This window comes from Segatella buccae ATCC 33574 (assembly GCF_000184945.1).
GTDB lineage: Bacteria > Bacteroidota > Bacteroidia > Bacteroidales > Bacteroidaceae > Prevotella > Prevotella buccae.
The window spans coordinates 2,919,652-2,938,430 of sequence record NZ_GL586311.1; the positions used below are offsets into that span (position 1 = coordinate 2,919,652).

Below are 18,779 nucleotides of genomic sequence, written 5' to 3' on the forward strand. Positions count from 1 at the left end.
TAAAGGGGGCTTTGCCATCCACCTATTCGCAGGAATGTAAGCCCCCTTTAGGGGGTTGGGGGTCTCTCAGGGGGCGGTGAGAGGTCTTTCAGGGAGACTTTTATCTGCGGAGGGGCGATTGTCAGCAGCCTGTGAGCGATACGTTTCTTCGAAACATGCGGGCAGGCATAAAGCACTGCCCCTACGGCGGCAAGACAAAGTTGCCATTACCACCTAACACCTAACACCTATCACCTAACACCTATCACCCAACACCTATCGCCCATCACCCACCTTAAACCTTTCTCCCGCGATTTTATCCGAACCCGTAGGTTATAAGCAATTTACGGGAAAAGTGTATCAATTTGGGAACAAAACCGTGCCATTGGTCGAATCGTAACAAAATCGTGCCATCATGCATCAGTTATCCGATTGATTTCCAACCGATTAAAACTTGAAGTGTATCAATTTGGGAACTACAACAACTTGTGAACCAACGAGTTAGGCTCGAGAAAAGAAAAAATAAACTTTTTGCCGAAAATGTTTGGTACTATCAGATATTTCGATTATATTTGCTCGGGTTTTCAGTGTCCGCCACCCTCTGTGTCCCCTCACGGGGCATCCGGCGGGGCGACGCACACCCATCGAGAGACTATGACATTAGAAGAACTTGAAACAGCACTTCGGCTCACGTTTGAGGCCCGGGGCATCTATCCCGCCTCGCTGCTGCGCCCCATCGGGCGCGACAACTACGCCCTGCGCTCGCTGCTCAAGACGGTGACGGGCATGAACTGTCTGCTCGCCATCGGCGGGCGGAAGATCTGGACGGTGGCCGATCTGGGCGATGCCCTGCAGCGCGAGCGCATCCGGGCCGGTTACTCCCTGCGCCGTGTCAGCGACGAGACGGGACTCACCGCCGCGCAGATTCTGCGCATCGAGAAGGGCAGGGGATGCCAGAAAAAATCGCTGGCGAAATATCTCAGGTGCGTGCCCGTGGATTTCGAACTGCGCAAATAGCGGGCGGCAAGGCTCCGGGCAGCGAAGTTCCGGCTTCCGCCCCCGGGCGACGGACGGGCCACCGCCGTTGCACCTTATTATATATAAGGCAAGAAACAAAAATAAAAACAACACATATCATGGACGATAACAACGAATTGGTGTTCGGCGACGAGTTCACGGAGATAGCTTCGCGAGGCGTTTCGGCCGACAATGGGGCATCAGCGGCCGGCTTCGCCTTCACAGCGGCCGCCGGTGGGAGCACCCTGACGGCCGTGGCCGAAGAAGCCCCCCTTGACGGTGACGGAGCGGAAGAAAACTTCTTGACAATGGAAGAAGCAAAAACGAAGAAAACGAAAGCAAAAAAGCCGACAGCCAGAGCGCGTGGCAAAGCCCCGAAAAAGCTCACCAAGAAGCAGCGGGAACTCATAGCCAACGCGCTGCCGGTGAACGAACAGACGTTCATCATCACGCCGCTGGCATTCACCTACATGAGCCAAGACTACTCGGCGATGCAAAACAAGGTGGTCACGTTTATGCTCGAGAAATTGCAGGATGTTTTGCACAATCTCATCTCCCGGAAGATCACCGACATCACCAAGTTGTCACACATTCAGGAGGGCGACATACAGAACGACCACGGCGTGTCACTCAACCTTTATTTCAAGGATTTCGCCGTCAACAAGAACCACTATCCCGAACTCCGCAACGCGCTCACGGCACTCGCCACGATACCCGTGCAGATACCTTACAAGAGTTCGGAGGGGCGGAAATACAAGCGCGTGACCAATCTTTGCGATGTTTATATCCCCGAAGATGTACACAATCCGTATGTCAATATCCACATGGATGAAGACATTGCCAAGGCATTTATTTCCGTGGAATTGGGCTATCATCTGCTCGGAAAAGACACCGTCTACAACACGCGCAACAAATACACGCAACGCATTTTCCTCCTCATTTCGGCTTGGCTCGACAAGGGGACGGTGACTTTTTCGACCGAATATTTCCGTCAGATACTCAACATCGACAAAAAATACAAGGCCTTCCGGCACGTCATCCAGCGCGTTTTGCAGCCCGCCCACGACGAACTGAAGGAGTTGGCACAGCTTGGATATTGCAACTGTTACTTCGAATATGAGAAGATTTATAACGGTACGCGGCACACGGGCGAGCCCGATTCCATCAAGTTTTTGATCTACAAGAGTCCGAAACTGGTGCAGAGCGAGAACAGCTACGACGAGACCGGACAGCGCGACTACTTCGCCGACATGCTCGTGAGCCACTTCAAGTTGCAGCGGTCGAAGGCGCAGGAGCTTTCAAAGTTTCTCACCAAGGCCAACTACACGGCCACGATGGGCAAACTGATGAGCCTCGAAGCCTATCTGAAAAAACAGGGGGCGGAAATCAAGGATGTGCCCAGCTATGTGGTGAAGAGCTTCGAGAACTTCTTCCGGGAGGATGCGAGGGGGAACGTGCAAAATTAAAAGATTCAAAGATTTAAAAAATCAAGAATTGAAAGATGCAAAGATGACAAAGTTTTCTTGAAGGGGCGAAGCGTCTTGTGTCGAACAGTAGGGGCAGTGCCTTATGCCTGCCCGCACGCCCGGCAGGGTGTATAGACATAAAAAATAATGTTGAAATAGAAATGAGATGTGCAGGCCGGCAACGCAATCGGCCACATCCCACGAATTTGAAAGACAGAAAGGTGTAATGATGACAATGAAGAAAAAAAATACCAACCGTTCTTGGCAGGCTTTCTTCCGCCATACACTCCCTTCCTTTGGAAGGGCCGGGGCAGGCTTTTTTGCCATATTGTTCCTCCTCATGCCCCTCTGCGCCCGGTCGCAAAACGCAGCGGCCGGCGTCCGCGAGACGCGGCTCATCAACAACGGCTGGCGTTTCGCGCTCGGCGACGCATCGTCGATGGAGCGCGACTTCACCCACGGCACGGAATATTTCACCTATCTCTCCAAGGCCGCTTCCACCGGACAGAACCGCGGCCCCGCGGCCCCCACGTTTGATGACAGCCGCTGGCAGCAAGTCAGTCTGCCCCACGACTGGGTGGTAGATCTGCCCTTTTCGGCCCGCGCCTCCCACAGCCACGGCTACAAGCAAGTGGGGTGGGGCTGGCCCCAAAACTCCGTGGGATGGTATCGCCACCGCTTCTTCATCCCCAAGAGCGACGAGGGGCGGCGCATCGCCGTGCGCTTCGACGGCATTTTCCGCAATGCGCAGGTGTTCTGCAACGGCTTCTACCTCGGCCATGAGCCCAGCGGCTACGCCTCGGCCACCTACAATCTCACCGAATATCTCAACTATGGCGGCGACAACGTGCTCACCGTGCGCGCCGATGCCTCCACCGAAGAAGGCTGGTACTACGAGGGTGCGGGCATCTACCGCGACGTGTGGCTCGAGAAGACCGGCCCTGTGAGCATCGCCTCCGCCACTTACGACACCGAGACGGGCGCAGACACGGCCACCGTCTCCTGCCAAGTGAAGGTGGGCATCGACCGCACGCTCACCACTTGGACGGGCCCCCTCCGCGTGCGCCTCGACCTGCTCGATGCCCGCGATGCCGTGTGCGCCACAGCCGAGGAGACCCTCTGCGAGTCGGCCGGCGACCTCTCCGTCAGTCTTGCGAAACCCCACCGGTGGTCGGCCGATACACCTTATTTATATAAGGCCCGCCTCAGTCTCTATCAAGACGGCCGCCTCGCCGACCGCACCGTGACGCGGTTGGGCCTGCGCAGCGTGGCCTTCGACCCCTCGCGCGGCATGACGGTCAATGGCCGGGCCGTGGAACTCAAAGGCACCAATCTCCATCTCGACCACGCAGGCGTGGGTGTCGGCGTGCCCGACTCGCTGTGGGTTTATCGCGTCAAGGCCCTCAAGGCCCTCGGCAGCAACGCCATCCGCTGTTCGCACAATCCCGCCACGCCCGCCATGCTCGACATCTGCGACTCGCTCGGCATGTATGTCATCGACGAAAACCGCCTCATGGGCACCAATCGCGAGCACCGCGACCTGCTCGAGCGCATGATTTCCCGTGACCGCCACCACCCGAGCGTCATCCTCTGGAGCATCGGCAACGAGGAGTGGCTCATCGAGAGCAGCGAGAAGGGGGAGAAGATTGCCCGCACGATGCAGCAGTGGGTGCACGACCTCGACCCCTCGCGCCCCGTCACCTACGGCAATTCCGGCGGCGACCGACTGGTCACCGTGCCCGACATACACGGCTACAACTACATCGTGCAGAACGATGTGGACAACCGCCGCCGGCAGCATCCCGACTGGTTTGTCATCGGCACCGAGGAGACCAGCGGCTGCGGCACGCGCAATGTCTACTTCACCGACTCGCTCCGCGGATGGATGCGCAGCATCAATTATGAGGGCGAGGAGCGGTCGGGTGGCGAGCGCAACGTCATCGAGCGCGGTTGGAAGTTCTACAAGCAGCATCCTTGGGCCGGCGGACTCTTCTACTGGACGGGCTTCGACTACCGCGGGGAACCCAACCCCATGAAGTGGCCCGCCACCGGTTCGCAGTTTGGACTGCTCGACTATTGCGGCTTCCCGAAAGACGAAGCCTTCTATCTCAAGGCCGCATGGACTCCCGTGCCCGTGCTCCACCTGCTGCCCCACTGGAATCTCCGCGGCCATGAGGGCGACTCCGTGGAGGTGTGGGCCTACAGCAACTGCACCGAGGTGGAACTCCTGCAAGACGGCCATTCGCTCGGGCGCAAGCCCATGCCTGCCGACGGCCACCTCTCTTGGTCCACCGTCTATCGCCCCGGTCGGCTCTTGGCCCGCGGCTATCGCGACGGCCGGCTGCTGCTCACCACCCTCGTGGAGACCACCGGCCCGGCCTCGCGCCTTTCGGCCAAGCCCCACAAGCGCACCCTCCGGCGCGACGGACAGGACATCGTTGTCGTCGACCTCTCGCTGCTCGACAGCCGCGGGCGTCTCGTCCCCGATGCCTGCGACTCGCTCCAGTTCGCCGTCTCCGGCCCGGCCGAGATTCTCGGTTGCGGCAATGGTGACCCGGGATTCAAGGGTGTCGAACGCCCCCGCCCCCTGCCGGCCGGTGCCGGCGGCCCGTCTTCCGCCCGGCGTTTCGTCTTCCCCGCTTTCATGGGCCGCGCCCAAGTCATCCTGCGCAGCCGTGAGGGCAGCGGTCCCGTGGTGTTCACCGCCCGTCTGCGTGGCGGAAGGGCCGTGGAGGTGCGACTGTAAAAGTCAAACGGCCAAAAGATTCGCTTCATTCGAAACATTCGCCGACAGAAACAAAACATCGGCGAATGTTGCGAATGAAGCGAATTTGGATAATACAGAGAAAGCGTTAAATGAATGCAAATGGGGACTTGGGGGCGTGTAAACGGTGAGTATGGGCAGAAAGGATGATTTTCTTTGCTTTTCCATTTGACGATATGGAGATTTTTTTGTAACTTTGCACGCCAAATTGCGAACAAGAGTGCAAAGTCGGCACGGTATTTGTGGAGTCTGTAAAAAGGAATATATAAGAAAGGTAAAAGGATTACATGAGACAACTTAAGATTTCGAAGAGTATCACCAACCGGTCGAGCGAAGCACTCGACAAGTATCTTGCTGAGATCAGCCATGAGCCCATGGTGTCGATCGATGAAGAGACGGAGCTGGCACAGGCCATCCGCAAGGGCGGCCGTGAGGGCGAGCGCGCCAAGGAGAAACTGGTGCGTGCCAACTTGCGCTTCGTGGTCTCCGTGGCCAAGCAGTATCAGCATCAGGGACTCGGACTGACCGACCTCATCGACGAGGGCAACATCGGACTGGTGAAAGCTGCCGAGAAATTTGACGAGACCCGCGGATTTAAGTTCATCTCGTATGCCGTGTGGTGGATTCGCCAGAGTATCATGCAGGCCATTGCCGAGCAGAGCCGCATCGTGCGCCTGCCGCTCAACCAAGTGGGGGCGGTGAGCAAGATCAATCAGGTGACGAGCAAGTTCGTGCAGGAACACAACCGCCGTCCTTCCATTCAGGAGCTGGCGCAAATCACGGGCATTGACGAGCAGAAGATAGAGCAGAGTCTCAATGCCGACTCCCACCACATGAGCATCGACGCGCCTTTCGCCGAGGACGACGACAACTCGATGGCCGATGTGCTGGCTTCGGGCGACGACAGCCGCACGGACAAGCAGGTGGACTTCGAGTCGATGGCCAGCGAATTGAACAATGTGCTCAAGAACGTGCTCAAGGAGCGCGAGATACGCATTGTGAAAGAGTGCTTCGGCATCGGCTGCCACGAGAAGGGGCTCGAAGAGATAGGCGAAGAAATGGGACTCACACGGGAACGTGTGCGCCAGATTCGCGAGAAGAGCATCCTCAAGATTCGCGAGAGCGGCAATGCCCGCATCCTCATGAAATATCTGGGCTGAGCCCTGCGGGAGCTTGTGGGGCGGCCGGTTGGGTCATTCCACAAGTTCCACTTCCTTGTCGGTCATGGTGACGAAATGCAGTTTGCGGGCCATGCCGAGCAGATAGAGCGCATCCTTTTGAGTGCAGCTATATTGGTTTTTCAAACTCTCCAGAAACTTTTTCTTAGACACGGTATGGCTGTGGCTGTCGTCAAAAATGCGACCCACAGCCTTTTTCAGTTCGTCGGCGTTGTAGTGGATGTGCTTCTTGTGCAGGAAGTTATAGACCACGAGCCCCAGGCAGGCGGCTATCAGCAGGATGGTGATTAGTGTCGTATGATCCATGGTGGGTAGGTTTTGGTGGTGCAGTATAGATTGTTGTCGGGTGTGCAGAGCATACCTTCTGTCGCAAATATATGCTTTTTTTTGATAAGTTGTCGCCATAAGCGGCAACTTTTTTGTTTTTTTGACAGAAGAGGGGGAGGAAGGAGGGAAGAGTTGTGGGAGAGGAGGGAGAGGAGGGAGAGGAGGCCCTCACAGCGTGAGGGCTTACCCGACCGCAGCAGCAACTCCCTAAAACTCCACCACCACGCGGCCGTTGACCATGCGGCCCGTGAGATAGTTGGGCACGGCATACTGGTGGCTGCCGACATCGGTGATCCAGTAGTAGCTGTTCACGTTGCTGATGCCGAAAAGATTGAGGCAGTCCACGCCGAGCCACACGTTGCGCACGGGCGAATGCTTCTGCCGGCGGTCGTTGTCGTAGAGCCGGTAGCTCATGCCGATGTCGGCGCGCTTGTAGGCCGGAGCCCGAAACTGGTTGGTCTCCAACTCCCGGTGGGGTGCGGCAAAGGGCAGACCGTCGGCGAAAGCCAGCTTGAGACTCATGCGCCAGCGGGTGGTGCCGGGGAAATAGTCGGTGAAAAAGAGGTTGACGGCATATTTCTGATCCGTGGGCAGGGGAATGTCTTTGCCGTTGAGCCTCATGCGGGTGTCCATGAGGGAGAGCGTGAGCCACGAGTCGGTGCCCGGCACAAACTCGCCGTAGAGTTTGAGGTCGAGGCCCGCGGCGTGGCCGGAAGCCTCGTTGTGGCCGTAGTAGACCGTTTTCACGTTGTTCACCGAGTAGGGCACAAGGTTGGCCAGCGCCTTGTAGTAGGCCTCGGCCGAGAACTTGAACTTGCGTCCGTTCACGCTGAAACGGTAGTCGTAGCCGGCGATGAAGTGTATCGACCGCTGGCTTTTGATGTTGCGGTTGAGTGTGGCATAGGTCACCCCGCCCACGGTCGACGTGTCGCGCAGTTCCTTGAAGAACGGTGCCTGATAGTACAGTCCCGTGGCCAACCGGATGGTCACCTTGTCGCTGAAGGCCGGTATGATGCCCAGCGAGAGGCGCGGACTCACGATGGTCTCGCGGTTGAAGTTCCAGTGGCTCATGCGCACGCCGTAGTTGAGTGTGAAATGCGTGTGTCCGCCCGCACTTGACAGTCGCCACGTGTCCTGCAGATAGGCCTCGATGCGAGTTGCGTCGAGCGTGTTGGCCGCCCGGAGCGAGTATATCATGTGCAGGTCACGCCCCGTGTGGGGCACACTGTAGCCCGCCGAGTCGCGCATTTCATACTCCACCGAGTTTTCCTCGATGTGCTCCCGCTTGAGCGTCACAGCCGTCTCCACCTCATGCTTCTTGGGTTTGTAGCGCAGCATGAGTTTCGCGCTTGTCACCCGTGCTTCGAGATAGTTACGCGCATGTTCGAAATAGGTGCCCACGGCAAGGTTTTCCGATGTCTCCGTCTGGTCGAGCCAGTATTGTCCCTGAATGTCGTAACGTTCCTGTTCGCGGGTGAGGAAGGCACTGCCGATGAGCGAGAGCGAGGCCAGGCTGCCCAACCGCCGGGTGAGCGCGAGCGACCCGAAGTAGGTGAGGAAACGGTCTTTCTCCTGCCCGTCGAAGTAGACGCGGAAGCTCTTCACGTTTTCCAGCGTGCCGAACGACGTCTCGCGGTTTTGCGGTATGAAGTGGTAGTGGTTGTCGGAGATGTTGCCTATCAAGTCCACCTGCCACAGCTTCGACGGCTCGTAGTGCAGATAAGTCTGGTAGTCGAGAAAGTTGGGCCGGTATTCCCCGTTCTCCTGCAGGCTCCCCAGCAGATAGCGGTTGGTCTTGTAGCGCAGGCTGTTGAGCCACGAGAGCCTTTTTGTGGCCACCCCCACGTAGGCATCGGCCCCCATCATGCTTGCCGCCAGCGTGGCCTCGAAGGCCGTCTTGCGCCCTGCGGCCGGCTTCAGCTGCTTGTAGTCGATGGCCAGTGCCGATGACATTTTGTCACCGTAGCGCGCCTCGTAGCCTCCCGTGGAGAAGGCAATCTTGTCCACCATGTAGGGGTTGATGACGGACAATCCCTCCTGCTGCCCCGAGCGCACGAGGAAGGGTCGGAACACTTCCACGCCGTTGATGTAGACCGAGTTTTCGTCGAACGCTCCGCCGCGCACGTTGTATTGCGACGACAGTTCGTTGTGCGAGCTCACGCCCGCCTGACTCTGTATGAGTCCCTCCACGGCGTTGCCCGTGGCCGAGGGCGCGCCCGCCATGTCCTTCACCTTTAGGTCCTGCGCCTGTCCCGATTGTATCTTCTCGCCCTTCACCTCCACCTCGGCCAGCGTGTTGTCGTTGTAGAGCACCACCTGCAGCGTCTGTTTGCCCCGTGGCCGTCGCAGCACGCGCGTCTTGGTGCGGTAGCCTATCATCGAAAACCTCACCACCACCGAGTCGGCCGAGCGCAGCTTCATGCTGAACTCGCCCTTGAGCGATGTCATGGTCATCCTGCCCTGCGCCGGCACCGCCACGGTGGCCAGTTCCACGGGGTTCATGTCCGGGTCGGTCACTTTGCCTTGAAGCACGAATTCCTGCGCCCCCACCTTGCAGGCCAGGCACAGGAGTATATGGATAAGGAAAATCTTCTGTCTCATTGTTTCTTTAACGCAGAAAGGGGCGGAATATTGTAGAGGTATAGAGGTAAAAGGGGAGAGGGGTAAAAGGGGGAGCGTATGGTGGATGGTGGGGAAAACGTGGCGGATGGCAGGCATAAAGTGCCGCCCCTACTGCCGGTGAAGGCTTTGTCAAACTATCTGCTGCTTTTCGGGCTCTGAGCCTACGTTATTTTCATCGGGCAGCCGGATGAGCGAAAATACGCGAATTTTGGGGATGTTTCCAGCGTGTTGATAATCAGATATTTGAATATTATTGACAACCCTTGGAGGCTGAAAACGGGCCGAACGAGGGCGCAAAAGGGCCGCAGTCGCACGACGACTGCGGCCCTTTTGCCTTGCGATAGTGGCCCTTTGGGCTCCTGATGGTGGCTCTTTGGCAAAATCCAAAGGCCCCGATGGCGTGTTAGAGCGGCTTTTGAAGTTTTGAAAGGCCATCTGTCCGAGCTAATCGGGGAGTTTCCGCGGAGGCCGTTTTGTAAAACTTATTCGGGTGTTGTCAACACAGAATCGAATCTTTATACATACTGATGCGATGGTGTAAAATCATCGGCGAATATTTGGATTTATGGCCGAAAAATGGTATATTTGCCAACAGAAAACCATAAAGAGAATAGGGAGGAAAGGCTATGACACAGATTCTTGTAACACTCGATGAGGACTCCACGACACAGAGCATCCGTCGTGCTATCGGCATGCTTCGTGGTGTGGTTTCCACCTCTATATATAAAGGAGAAGAGCAGGCCCGAAAGGCGTATGTGAAGGAAACGCTGACACGGGCCGTCACCGAAATGAAAGCAGCGAAGGGCAAGGGGCTGAAAAGACAGACCGCCGATGACTTTATACAGGAAATAGAGGAGAGCGTATGACGGTGGAGATTTATCCCGGCGAGGAATTTAAACGGCAATTCAAACGATTGGCAAAGAAATACCGCTCGCTCGCGGCCGACTTTAAAGTTTTCATACAGGCATTGGAAGACAATCCCATGCAAGGTGTCGACCTCGGCAATAACGTGCGCAAGGTGAGGATGGCCATCGCCTCGAAGGGGAAGGGCAAGAGCGGCGGCGCAAGGGTGATTACCTACAATGTGTTTGTGGCGCACGACCATCTTGAAATCACCCTGCTCGCCATCTACGACAAGAGTGAACTCGAGAATGTTTCGGATGCCTATATCCGGAATTTGATTTCCGACCTGTTCTGAATATCTTGAGAGAGATGCCCTCTCGTCCCACGTTCCGTCCCGTCGGAGCGTGGGACGATTGTTTTTCCACGCTCTCTGCATTCTTGTCTCCGTCGGGCTTCCCCCTGCTACGGCTGCGGCAGAGGCATTCCGGCCCGGCGGAAGAGGAGGCGGTCTTGCCGGCTCCGCACCATCTGTTGCAGGGGCCGGGCCTCGTTGTGGTCGTCGAGATAGAGGGCCGGGGCGGGGCGGTAGGTGCCGTGGGCCACGGAGAGGGTGGGGAGCAGACGGGGCGTGCGGATCCCGGCAAGGTGGACGAAGGTGTGGAACACCGACACGCTGGTGGCCACCGGGCGGCGGGCGTTGGCCGAGAGGGCCCGGGCAGCGGCAGGATTCAGGGCCCGGTAGCGCGGCGAGAGCCACACGAGGAGCGGCACGTGCAGTTCATAATAGGAGGGCACGGGCGAGGCGTGGAGGAAGAGGTGGCGGCTGTCGTCGAAGATGTTTTCGCCGTGGTCGGAGGTGTAGAGCAGGGCCGAGGCGGCATCCTGCGCCGCGAGTCGGTCGATGAGCAGGGCTATCAGGCAGTCGGTGTAACGTATGGTGTTGTCGTAGCCGTTGACCAGCGAGGCGCGGTTGGCGGCTTCCGCCTCGTCGGCATCGTCGGGCAGGAAGTGGGCCATCGAGCGCGGATAGCGTTTGCGATATTCGAAGTGCGAACCGTAGGTGTGCAGCACGATGAGCTGTTTGCGCCTCTTCCGGCGCAGCACCTCGTCTACCGGCGCCAGCAGGTCGGCATCGTAGCCGTCGCCGGCAGTGGAGTGCGAGCCGGCAGTGGGTTCTTTGACAAACTTCCACTCGTCGGCCTCCTCGCCGAAAAAGTCGATGAACGAGTGGTTGGGCAGCTGGTTGGAGAGGAAAACGGTGTGGAATCCCGCCTCGCGGAAGGCCGTGATGATGCCTTTCCGGGTGTAGATGCTGTCGTAGTCGGCGGCCGACACGGCCGAGAGCAGCATGGGCACGCTCTTGTGGGTGGTGTTCGACTGGGTGAGGGCTTTGTCGAATGCGAAAAGTCCCGGCATGGCCGAGAGCCGCGGCGTGGTGTTGCGGTGGTAGCCGTAGAGTCGGAATTGCGGCGCACGGGCCGTCTCGCCGATCACGAGCACATACACCTCGCGCTCGTCGGCGGGGTGGGTGGGCCGTGCGTGGAAGGTGAAATGGCGCGAGGTTTCGGCATAGCGGGCGGTGGCCCGGGTGCGGAGCACGGCCAGCCGGATGTTCTGAAACACGTTGACGGGGTAGAGGTCGTTGGCCGCCCGATAGGCCTTGCCGGTGGCGAAGACGAGGAGTAGCAGTCCGACCACCGCCCCGGCGGAGGCTGCAAGGCGCGTGACGCGAGCCCACCGGTGGGGGAGTGGGCGGCTTCGGCGTATTGAGAGGGCCCCCAAGAGGAGCGTGGGCACGTAGACGGCGAAGATGAACGCCAGCCCGGGCAAGAGGTTGTCGAGCAGTTCGCCCGCCTCACCGGGGTTGGTGGTGAGCAGGTTGAGGAACATGTCTACCGCAATGACGGAGTGCCCGTAGAGATAGATGAGCACAAACTGGAAGGCGGAGAGGAAGACAAGCGGGAAGAGCACCCACAGCACAAGGCCGGGCCGCCGGCGGAAGGTGAGCGCGGCGGCATAGAGCGAGACGGGCAGCAGAATGTTCACCAGTATGTAGACGAAGGGCACGGGCTCGGTGACGGCCAGGCAAAGGTTGGGCAGGGCCAGCACGAAAAGGGCCAGCACGAAGACCGTTTGCGGCGCGGCGGCGCAGCGGAAGATGCGTTTAAAAAGCTTCATTGACATTGAATAAAAAGCCCGACTGGCCGCTTTTGCCGAAGCTGTAGTCGAACCGGATGTTCACGTTTTTCTTGAATTCCCAGCGATAGCCGATGCCCCAGTTGGGCAACACGTGGCGCAGGCGCAGGGCACCCGGCTTGGGAAACACCGTGCCCGCCCCGGCCCATACCACCATGCCGTTGCGGTGGTAGAGGTGTTGGCGCAACTCGACCTGCGTCTCCAGTTTATCGTTGTCGCGGTAGCGGCCATTGTAGTAGCCGCGCATGGCGTGCGAGTCGCCCAGCAGGGCCATGTTGTTCCACTCCGGCGCACCGAACTGCAGCACACCGCCGGCCTGCACCGCGAGCGTCGCCCCCTGCCAGAGCGGCGTGTAGGCGTTGGCCACGAAGGTGGTGGTGAAGAAGGTGTGTCGGGCATTGGCCAACTGCCGGCGCGCCATCTGCCCGAACGTGAGGTAGAGGCCGCGGTGGGGGGCGGTCATCACGTCGCGCGTGTCGAGTTCGAAGGCTGCCCCCATGCCGAGATCGGCGGCGTGGGTCGGTCCCCCGGAGAGCAGTTCGGGGCGCGTGAGGCTGCCGGCCTTCATCCAGTTGAACGACACTGCCGGCCCCGCATACACGCCCTTGGCGAGACGGAAGAGGAAGTTGGCCTTGATGTCCACCTCCGAACGGTTCATCTTGCCCTCGTTGCCGCTGTCGTTGCCCATGTCATAGCCCGTGCCCCAAAACTTGGTGGGGAAGAACACGAACGACGCATCGTAGCCGAGCCGGTAGCGTTCGCGCGGAAAGAGGTGGACCCCCTTCAGCCCCACCATGTAGAAGCCCACCGTGGACACATCGCCATAGAGCGAGACATTGGAGGGCGGCAGGAGCGAGTCGGCAGGGTCGGTGTAGTAGAGTCCGGCTGCCACGAGTCCCAGGCCGAGCTTGGTGTCGGTGGCATAGTGTGGGCCGCCGATGACGCTGAAGTCGAACTTGCGGCGGTCTTTCTCCTTGTTGGAGTCGGCGAAGTAGGCCGCCAGCCGGCTGATGAATCCCCCCTTGTGGGGTCGTGCAAGCGTGTCGGGCACGGCCATGTCGCGGCGCAGCGAGTCGCCGGCGGGCGGGCTGTTTTGCGCCCGCAGTCCCATGGCGGCAAGCAGCAGTCCCGGAAGCAGCGCAAGTCTTGCTGCCCGAGACAGGGTGGGGCGCGGTTTAGAACACCAGTCTGACATTGTCTATCCAGATCGTGTTGCCCGGCGAACCGATGAAGGCACCGCCGTTGCTCGACGAGAATTGCACGATGAGATGCGTGGGTTGCTCGCCGGCATCGGCCCAGCCCACCTCTTTCAGCACCACGCTCTTGCCCTTGCTGTTGCGCACGTAGTCGGTCTGCCGCAGGCCCATCAGCCGTTCGTTGTAGCCCTGCCGGTGGCGCAGGTCGCCGTAGAGCACCTGATAGGTGGCATTGTTCACCCATCCGCTGCTGCTGTTGCGATATTCCACCACCACCGTGCCCACGCGCTTGGCCGTCACGTTGCCCTTGCTGTCCTCGCTGCGCTTCTGGAGCAGGAGCACCGCCGTGGCACAGTCTTTGCCCGCCACGGTCTGCACCTTGCTGAATCCCGTCTGCTTGATGCGGTTGGGCTCGTTGGTCAGTGCCACCCGGTAGTCAAACCGGAGTGCCTTTGGCCGCTTGGTGTAGGGGATGCCCCAGTTCAGCGCGCGTTCGCCGTCTTTCGATCCGCTGATGGGTTCATGCACGTCGCCGAGGAAGATGGAGCCCGCCGCGAGCACACTGATGTCGATCATGCCCAGCACCTTCACGTGCTCTATGTGGGTGGTCAGCTTGGCGCAGTAGCCGTTGCCGCGCGCCTCTCGATACACCGAACTGTTGGTCTTCACGATGCCCATCACCTTGGCCATCACGTTCGATGTGGCCCACGGCGACTTGCCGAGGTTCTTGTAGGGCACGTTCCCGTTGACGGTGCGGTCGGGCCCTATCTCATAGAGTGTCTTGGCGTTGCCGCCGATGATGTCCGACTCCTTGATGTTGCGAGCCACCCAGTGGTTCATGTTGCCGTAAAGAATCGGCTCTTCCCGCTCCTGCGCCACGCTCGCTGTGGCCAGCAGGCAAGTCATTACTGTTATTGCTATTTGTTTGTACATAATAAAACCTTGTTCCTAAGAGACCCCCAACCCCCTAAAGGGGGCTTTGCAAACCTGCTTGTGGAAACTTTACCAACTTGTTTAAGGAGCTTTAGCAGGCTTTCTTCCGCCAGGCCCTCCCCTCCTTCGGAGGGGCCGGAGGAGGCTGTAGGGGGCTTTTTACACCCTCTTCACCTGTTTGACCCCCTTCACCGCACGAAGTTTCTTCATCAACGCCTCGAGCTTCGACGTGTCGTCGAGCAGCACGGTGATGTTGCCGTTGAAGAGTCCGTCGTGCGAGTCGATGTTGATGTTGCGCATAGTGAGTTTGTCCTCCTTGGAGATGATGTTGGTGATGTTGCTCACAATGCCGATGTCGTCGTTGCCCACGATGCGCAGCACGATGGCATACTGCGAAGTGCCCTTGCCGCTCCAGCGCGCCTTCACGATGCGGTAGCCGAAACGCTTGCGCAGTTCGGGCGCGTTGGGGCAGTCGGCCCGGTGGATGGTGATGCCCCCGCTCACGGTGACGAAACCGAACACGTCGTCGCCGTAGATGGGCCGGCAGCACTGTGCCAGCTTGTAGTCGATGCCCTTGAGGTTGCGGTCGATGACCAGCACATCGTCGCTCTGCCTCGTGCGTTCCTCGTCGGGACTCTCAAACTCAAACTCCTCGGCACTCTTCGCCTCCCGCGGCGCATTGAGGTTGAGGTCGTGGTTGCGCACCTCGATGTAGCGTTCTATCACCGTGTTGGCGTCGAGCCGCTCCTCGGCGATGTCCTTGTAGAAGTCGCTCACCTCCTTGTAGCCCAACTTCTTGATGAGGTGGCCCATGATGCTCTCCTCCATGTCGAGTTTGCGGTTTTTGAATCTCCGCTCGAGCATCTCCTTGGCGAAGAGCCCGTCCTTGGCCTGCGTCTCCTTCAGTGCCAGTCGTATCTTGGCCTTGGCCTTGGCACTCTTCACGAGGTTGAGCCAGTCGCGCTTGGGCGTCTGGCTGTTCTGCGTGAGCACCTCCACCGTGTCGCCCGAGCGCAGCTGGTGGCGGAACGACACCGCCTTGCCGTTGATGCGTCCCCCCACGCAGGTGTTGCCCAGCCGCGAGTGTATGTGGTAGGCGAAGTCGAGCACGGTGGCCCCCTTCGGGAATTTGAGCAAGTCGCCCTTGGGCGTGAACACGTAGATTTCGTCCTCGTAGAGGTCGAGGCGGAACTGGTCCATCAGCTGCAAGTCGTCGTTGTTCTCCAGTGCCGAGCGTATGTTGGCCAGCCACTCGTCTATGCCCCCCTCGCTCTTCACGCCCTTGTACCGCCAGTGGGCGGCCAGTCCGTGTTCGGCCACGTTGTCCATGCGCTCGGTGCGTATCTGCACCTCCACCCATTTGTTTTCCGGCCCCAGCACAGTGATGTGCAGACTCTCATAGCCGTTCGACTTCGGCACGCTCAGCCAGTCGCGCAGCCGTTTGGGGTTGGGCTGGTACATGTCAGTCACGAGCGAGAACACCTGCCAGCACTGCATCTTCTCCTGCTCCGGCGGCGCGTCGAGGATGATGCGTATGGCAAAGAGGTCGTACACGCCCTCGAAGGCGCAGCGCTGCTTCTTCATCTTCTGCCAGATGGAGTGTATGCTCTTCGTGCGCCCCTTGATGTGGAACTTGAGTCCCGCCGCCGCCAGTTTGCCCTCTATGGGTTCCGTAAACCGCTTGATGTAGGCGTCACGCGCCTGCTTGGTGGCGTTGAGTTTGTCCTTGATGTGGTAGTAGGCATCGTGTTCGAGATATTTCAGGCTCAAGTCTTCCAGTTCGCGCTTCAGCTGGTAGAGTCCCAGTTTGTGGGCCAGCGGCGCATAGAGATAGCTCGCCTCCTCGCTCACGCGCATCTTGGCCTCCACGGCCTCCGTGTCGCGTATGCGGCGCATCACGTTCACCCTGTCGGCTATCATGATGAGTATCACCTGCATGTCTTCTGCGAAAGAGATGAGCAGGTTGCGGAAGTTCTCGCTCTCGATGACCGGTGTCTTCTTGTAGAGTTCGTGTATGCGCACCAGTCCGCGGATGATGTGGGCCACGCCCTCGCCAAACTTCTCCGCCATCTGCTCGAGCGTGGCGAATCCGTTCACCACATTATTATATAATAGGATGGCCAGCACCCCGTCGCGCCTGAGTCCGATGTCACCCACGGCTATCTCCGCCGTTTGGCAGGCATGCACGATGGGGTTCAGTCCGAAGATGTCGCGCTGTATCTGGTTTTGTTCGATGGCCCGCCTGATGTGGCTGCGCAGTTTGCGCTCGTCTTTGCGGCTGAACGAGTCGCCCAGTGTGGTCCTCAGCCGCTGCATGCAGCCGATGGCCTCCTTGATTTCCTCTCGGGTGAATGTGAATTTTTCTTCGGGCATAGTTTTGTCAGGGGTTAAAGGGAAGTTGATAACGGAGTTGTGGGCGTATTGTCATCCACTTTAATTGTACCGAATCCGGTACAATTATCTCTATCTTGAACGTTTATCTTTGCCATAGGCAGCGTGTGCTATTGTGTTTATGCACTGCAAAGTTACAAAAAAACCGCGCGATAATTTCTGTTTTTGCATTTTTTGTCCTATATTTGCGATAGAATACCATAAATGTTAGAGATATGCTGAATCAACAAGACCTTAAACAGATTGCCGCCCACGGCATCACCGAAGCGCAGGTGGAGCGGCAGTTGTCGCAGTTCAAGACCGGTTTCCCCTTTCTCCGGCTCGAAGGGCCGGCAGCCATCGGTGCAGGCATCATGGCTCTGGAGTCCGCCGAGCGCGATGCCTACATCAAGGCGTGGGAGGCGTATAAGACCGAGGGCCACCGCATCGTGAAGTTTGTGCCGGCTTCGGGGGCGGCCAGCCGCATGTTCAAGAATCTTTTCGCCTTTCTCGAGGCCCCCTACGACGTGCCCACCACCGACTTTGAGAAGCGGTTCTTCGACCACATTGGGCATTTCGCCTTCCGCCACGCGCTCGACGACAGCTGTCGGGCCTCCGAGGGCAAAGACCTCAAGGCCCTGCTTGCCGCCGGCGAATACAAGACCATCGTGGCCCTCCTGCTCGAAGGCAAGGGGCTGGGCTACGGACAGTTGCCCAAGGGGCTGCTCCTCTTCCACGACTATCCCGACGGCCCGCGCACGCCGATGGAGGAGCATCTCGTCGAGGCGGCACTCTATGCCGGTTCGGGCGGCGAGGCCAATGTCCACTTCACTGTGAGCCACGACCATCTCGCGCTGTTCCGCCGGCGGGTGGACGAGAAGTTGGCCTACTACGAGAAGATGTTCGGGGTGAAGTTCAACATCTCCTTCTCCGAACAGAAACCGAGCACCGACACCGTGGCGGCCAATCCCGACGGCACGCCCTTCCGCAACGACGACGGCACGCTGCTCTTCCGCCCCGGCGGCCACGGCGCGCTCATCGAAAATCTCAACGACATCGAGGCCGATGTGGTGTTTGTGAAGAACATCGACAACGTGGTGCCCGACCGCCTGAAGGGCGACACCGTGACCTACAAACAGCTGCTGGCCGGCATCCTCGTGACGTTGCAGCGCCGCGCCTTCGACTATCTGCGCCGCCTCGAAGGGGGCGAGTGCAGCCATGCCCTGCTCGAAGAGATGATACGCTTCGTGCAGCGCGACCTCTGCTGCCGGCGGGCCGACATCAAGGAACTTGAAGATGCCGACCTCGTGATCTATCTCAAGAAGAAGCTCAACCGCCCGATGCGCGTGTGCGGGGTGGTGAAGAATGTGGGCGAACCGGGGGGCGGCCCCTTCCTCACCTACAATCAGGACGGCACCGTGAGTCTGCAAATACTCGAGTCGTCGCAGATAGACACAGCCAACGAGGCCTACATGAAGATGTTCACCGAGGGCACGCATTTCAACCCCGTGGATCTGGTCTGCGCCACGCGCGACTATCAGGGGCGGCCCTTCCCGCTGCTCGACTTCGTGGACCACTCCACGGGCTTCATCAGCAGCAAGAGCAAGAACGGGCGGCCGCTGAAGGCACTCGAACTGCCGGGCTTGTGGAACGGAGCCATGAGCGACTGGAACACCGTGTTTGTGGAGGTGCCGCTGTCTACGTTCAATCCCGTGAAAACGGTCAACGACTTGTTGAGGGAGGAACACCAGCCGGGGGTGGAAAAATAAAAAAAAGGCCCCACTGAGATCCCCCCCAAACGGATCTCCATCGAGCTCCCCATCCCTCTGAAAAAGGGGCTTCCGTTCCACCTGTTCACAGAATGTCGAAGCCCCCAAAATTAGGGGGA

General features: G+C 58.9%; 13 protein-coding genes. 7 read left to right on the forward strand and 6 right to left on the reverse strand.

Annotated features, from left to right (window positions below; translation table 11 throughout):
• The first annotated feature begins 633 nt into the window (after positions 1–633).
• From HMPREF6485_RS11575 to HMPREF6485_RS11590, 4 genes are all read left to right on the forward strand, one after another.
• The gene (locus tag HMPREF6485_RS11575) at positions 634–996 is read left to right on the forward strand and encodes a helix-turn-helix domain-containing protein (protein WP_004346717.1); all 363 of its coding nucleotides are present in this window, start codon (positions 634–636) and stop codon (positions 994–996) included.
• 119 nt (positions 997–1,115) lie between these two features.
• Positions 1,116–2,462 (forward strand): replication initiation protein, encoded by a 1,347-nt coding sequence (locus HMPREF6485_RS11580; RefSeq protein WP_004346719.1) that lies wholly within the window; start codon positions 1,116–1,118, stop codon positions 2,460–2,462.
• Between the two features lie 166 nt (positions 2,463–2,628).
• Positions 2,629–5,208, forward strand: a complete 2,580-nt coding sequence (galA, locus tag HMPREF6485_RS11585; RefSeq protein ID WP_004346722.1) for a beta-galactosidase GalA — start codon at positions 2,629–2,631, stop codon at positions 5,206–5,208.
• Positions 5,209–5,513: 305 nt separating this feature from the next.
• On the forward strand, positions 5,514–6,386 hold the full coding sequence (locus HMPREF6485_RS11590; protein WP_004342375.1) for a sigma-70 family RNA polymerase sigma factor: 873 nt from the start codon (positions 5,514–5,516) through the stop codon (positions 6,384–6,386).
• Positions 6,387–6,419: 33 nt separating this feature from the next.
• On the opposite strand, the gene HMPREF6485_RS11595 is transcribed toward HMPREF6485_RS11590, so the two are convergent.
• A complete protein-coding gene (locus tag HMPREF6485_RS11595) occupies positions 6,420–6,710 on the reverse strand; it encodes a hypothetical protein (RefSeq protein WP_007411752.1) in 291 nt (96 codons plus the stop codon).
• A 228-nt stretch (positions 6,711–6,938) separates the two neighbouring features.
• Entirely contained in the window at positions 6,939–9,332 is a 2,394-nt protein-coding gene (locus HMPREF6485_RS11600; RefSeq protein WP_004346726.1) for a TonB-dependent receptor, read from the reverse strand.
• Between the two features lie 647 nt (positions 9,333–9,979).
• Between HMPREF6485_RS11600 and HMPREF6485_RS11605 the strand changes: the two genes are divergently transcribed.
• Positions 9,980–10,219, forward strand: coding sequence for a hypothetical protein (locus tag HMPREF6485_RS11605; protein ID WP_004346729.1), 240 nt, complete (start codon positions 9,980–9,982; stop codon positions 10,217–10,219).
• On the forward strand, positions 10,216–10,551 hold the full coding sequence (locus tag HMPREF6485_RS11610; RefSeq protein WP_004346730.1) for a type II toxin-antitoxin system RelE/ParE family toxin: 336 nt from the start codon (positions 10,216–10,218) through the stop codon (positions 10,549–10,551). Before HMPREF6485_RS11605 ends, HMPREF6485_RS11610 begins: the two co-directional genes overlap by 4 nt.
• A gap of 107 nt (positions 10,552–10,658) precedes the next feature.
• Here HMPREF6485_RS11610 and HMPREF6485_RS11615 read toward each other — a convergent pair whose 3' ends face one another.
• The 4 genes from HMPREF6485_RS11615 to HMPREF6485_RS11630 form a co-directional block, all read right to left on the reverse strand.
• A complete protein-coding gene (locus HMPREF6485_RS11615) occupies positions 10,659–12,374 on the reverse strand; it encodes a lipid A phosphoethanolamine transferase (RefSeq protein ID WP_004346731.1) in 1,716 nt (571 codons plus the stop codon).
• On the reverse strand, positions 12,361–13,503 hold the full coding sequence (locus HMPREF6485_RS11620; RefSeq protein WP_004346732.1) for a BamA/TamA family outer membrane protein: 1,143 nt from the start codon (positions 13,501–13,503) through the stop codon (positions 12,361–12,363). The genes HMPREF6485_RS11615 and HMPREF6485_RS11620 overlap by 14 nt, the downstream gene beginning before the upstream one ends.
• A gap of 64 nt (positions 13,504–13,567) precedes the next feature.
• Positions 13,568–14,494, reverse strand: coding sequence for a PCMD domain-containing protein (locus tag HMPREF6485_RS11625; protein ID WP_211205728.1), 927 nt, complete (start codon positions 14,492–14,494; stop codon positions 13,568–13,570).
• A gap of 186 nt (positions 14,495–14,680) precedes the next feature.
• The gene (locus tag HMPREF6485_RS11630) at positions 14,681–16,894 is read right to left on the reverse strand and encodes a RelA/SpoT family protein (RefSeq protein WP_004346734.1); all 2,214 of its coding nucleotides are present in this window, start codon (positions 16,892–16,894) and stop codon (positions 14,681–14,683) included.
• Between the two features lie 233 nt (positions 16,895–17,127).
• On the opposite strand from HMPREF6485_RS11630, the gene HMPREF6485_RS11635 reads away from it, so the two are divergent.
• The gene (locus HMPREF6485_RS11635) at positions 17,128–18,660 is read left to right on the forward strand and encodes a DUF4301 family protein (RefSeq protein WP_004346735.1); all 1,533 of its coding nucleotides are present in this window, start codon (positions 17,128–17,130) and stop codon (positions 18,658–18,660) included.
• The last annotated feature ends 119 nt before the right edge of the window (positions 18,661–18,779 follow it).

Excerpts from the sequence above, each read along its gene's own strand:
- HMPREF6485_RS11575 (WP_004346717.1), top strand. The coding sequence starts at position 634 with ATGACATTAGAAGAACTTGAAACAGCACTTCGGCTCACGTTTGAGGCC.
- HMPREF6485_RS11580 (WP_004346719.1), top strand. The coding sequence starts at position 1,116 with ATGGACGATAACAACGAATTGGTGTTCGGCGACGAGTTCACGGAGATA.
- galA (WP_004346722.1), top strand. The coding sequence starts at position 2,629 with ATGTGCAGGCCGGCAACGCAATCGGCCACATCCCACGAATTTGAAAGA.
- HMPREF6485_RS11590 (WP_004342375.1), top strand. The coding sequence starts at position 5,514 with ATGAGACAACTTAAGATTTCGAAGAGTATCACCAACCGGTCGAGCGAA.
- HMPREF6485_RS11595 (WP_007411752.1), bottom strand. The coding sequence starts at position 6,710 with ATGGATCATACGACACTAATCACCATCCTGCTGATAGCCGCCTGCCTG.
- HMPREF6485_RS11600 (WP_004346726.1), bottom strand. The coding sequence starts at position 9,332 with ATGAGACAGAAGATTTTCCTTATCCATATACTCCTGTGCCTGGCCTGC.
- HMPREF6485_RS11605 (WP_004346729.1), top strand. The coding sequence starts at position 9,980 with ATGACACAGATTCTTGTAACACTCGATGAGGACTCCACGACACAGAGC.
- HMPREF6485_RS11610 (WP_004346730.1), top strand. The coding sequence starts at position 10,216 with ATGACGGTGGAGATTTATCCCGGCGAGGAATTTAAACGGCAATTCAAA.
- HMPREF6485_RS11615 (WP_004346731.1), bottom strand. The coding sequence starts at position 12,374 with ATGAAGCTTTTTAAACGCATCTTCCGCTGCGCCGCCGCGCCGCAAACG.
- HMPREF6485_RS11620 (WP_004346732.1), bottom strand. The coding sequence starts at position 13,503 with ATGGGACTGCGGGCGCAAAACAGCCCGCCCGCCGGCGACTCGCTGCGC.
- HMPREF6485_RS11625 (WP_211205728.1), bottom strand. The coding sequence starts at position 14,494 with ATGACTTGCCTGCTGGCCACAGCGAGCGTGGCGCAGGAGCGGGAAGAG.
- HMPREF6485_RS11630 (WP_004346734.1), bottom strand. The coding sequence starts at position 16,894 with ATGCCCGAAGAAAAATTCACATTCACCCGAGAGGAAATCAAGGAGGCC.
- HMPREF6485_RS11635 (WP_004346735.1), top strand. The coding sequence starts at position 17,128 with ATGCTGAATCAACAAGACCTTAAACAGATTGCCGCCCACGGCATCACC.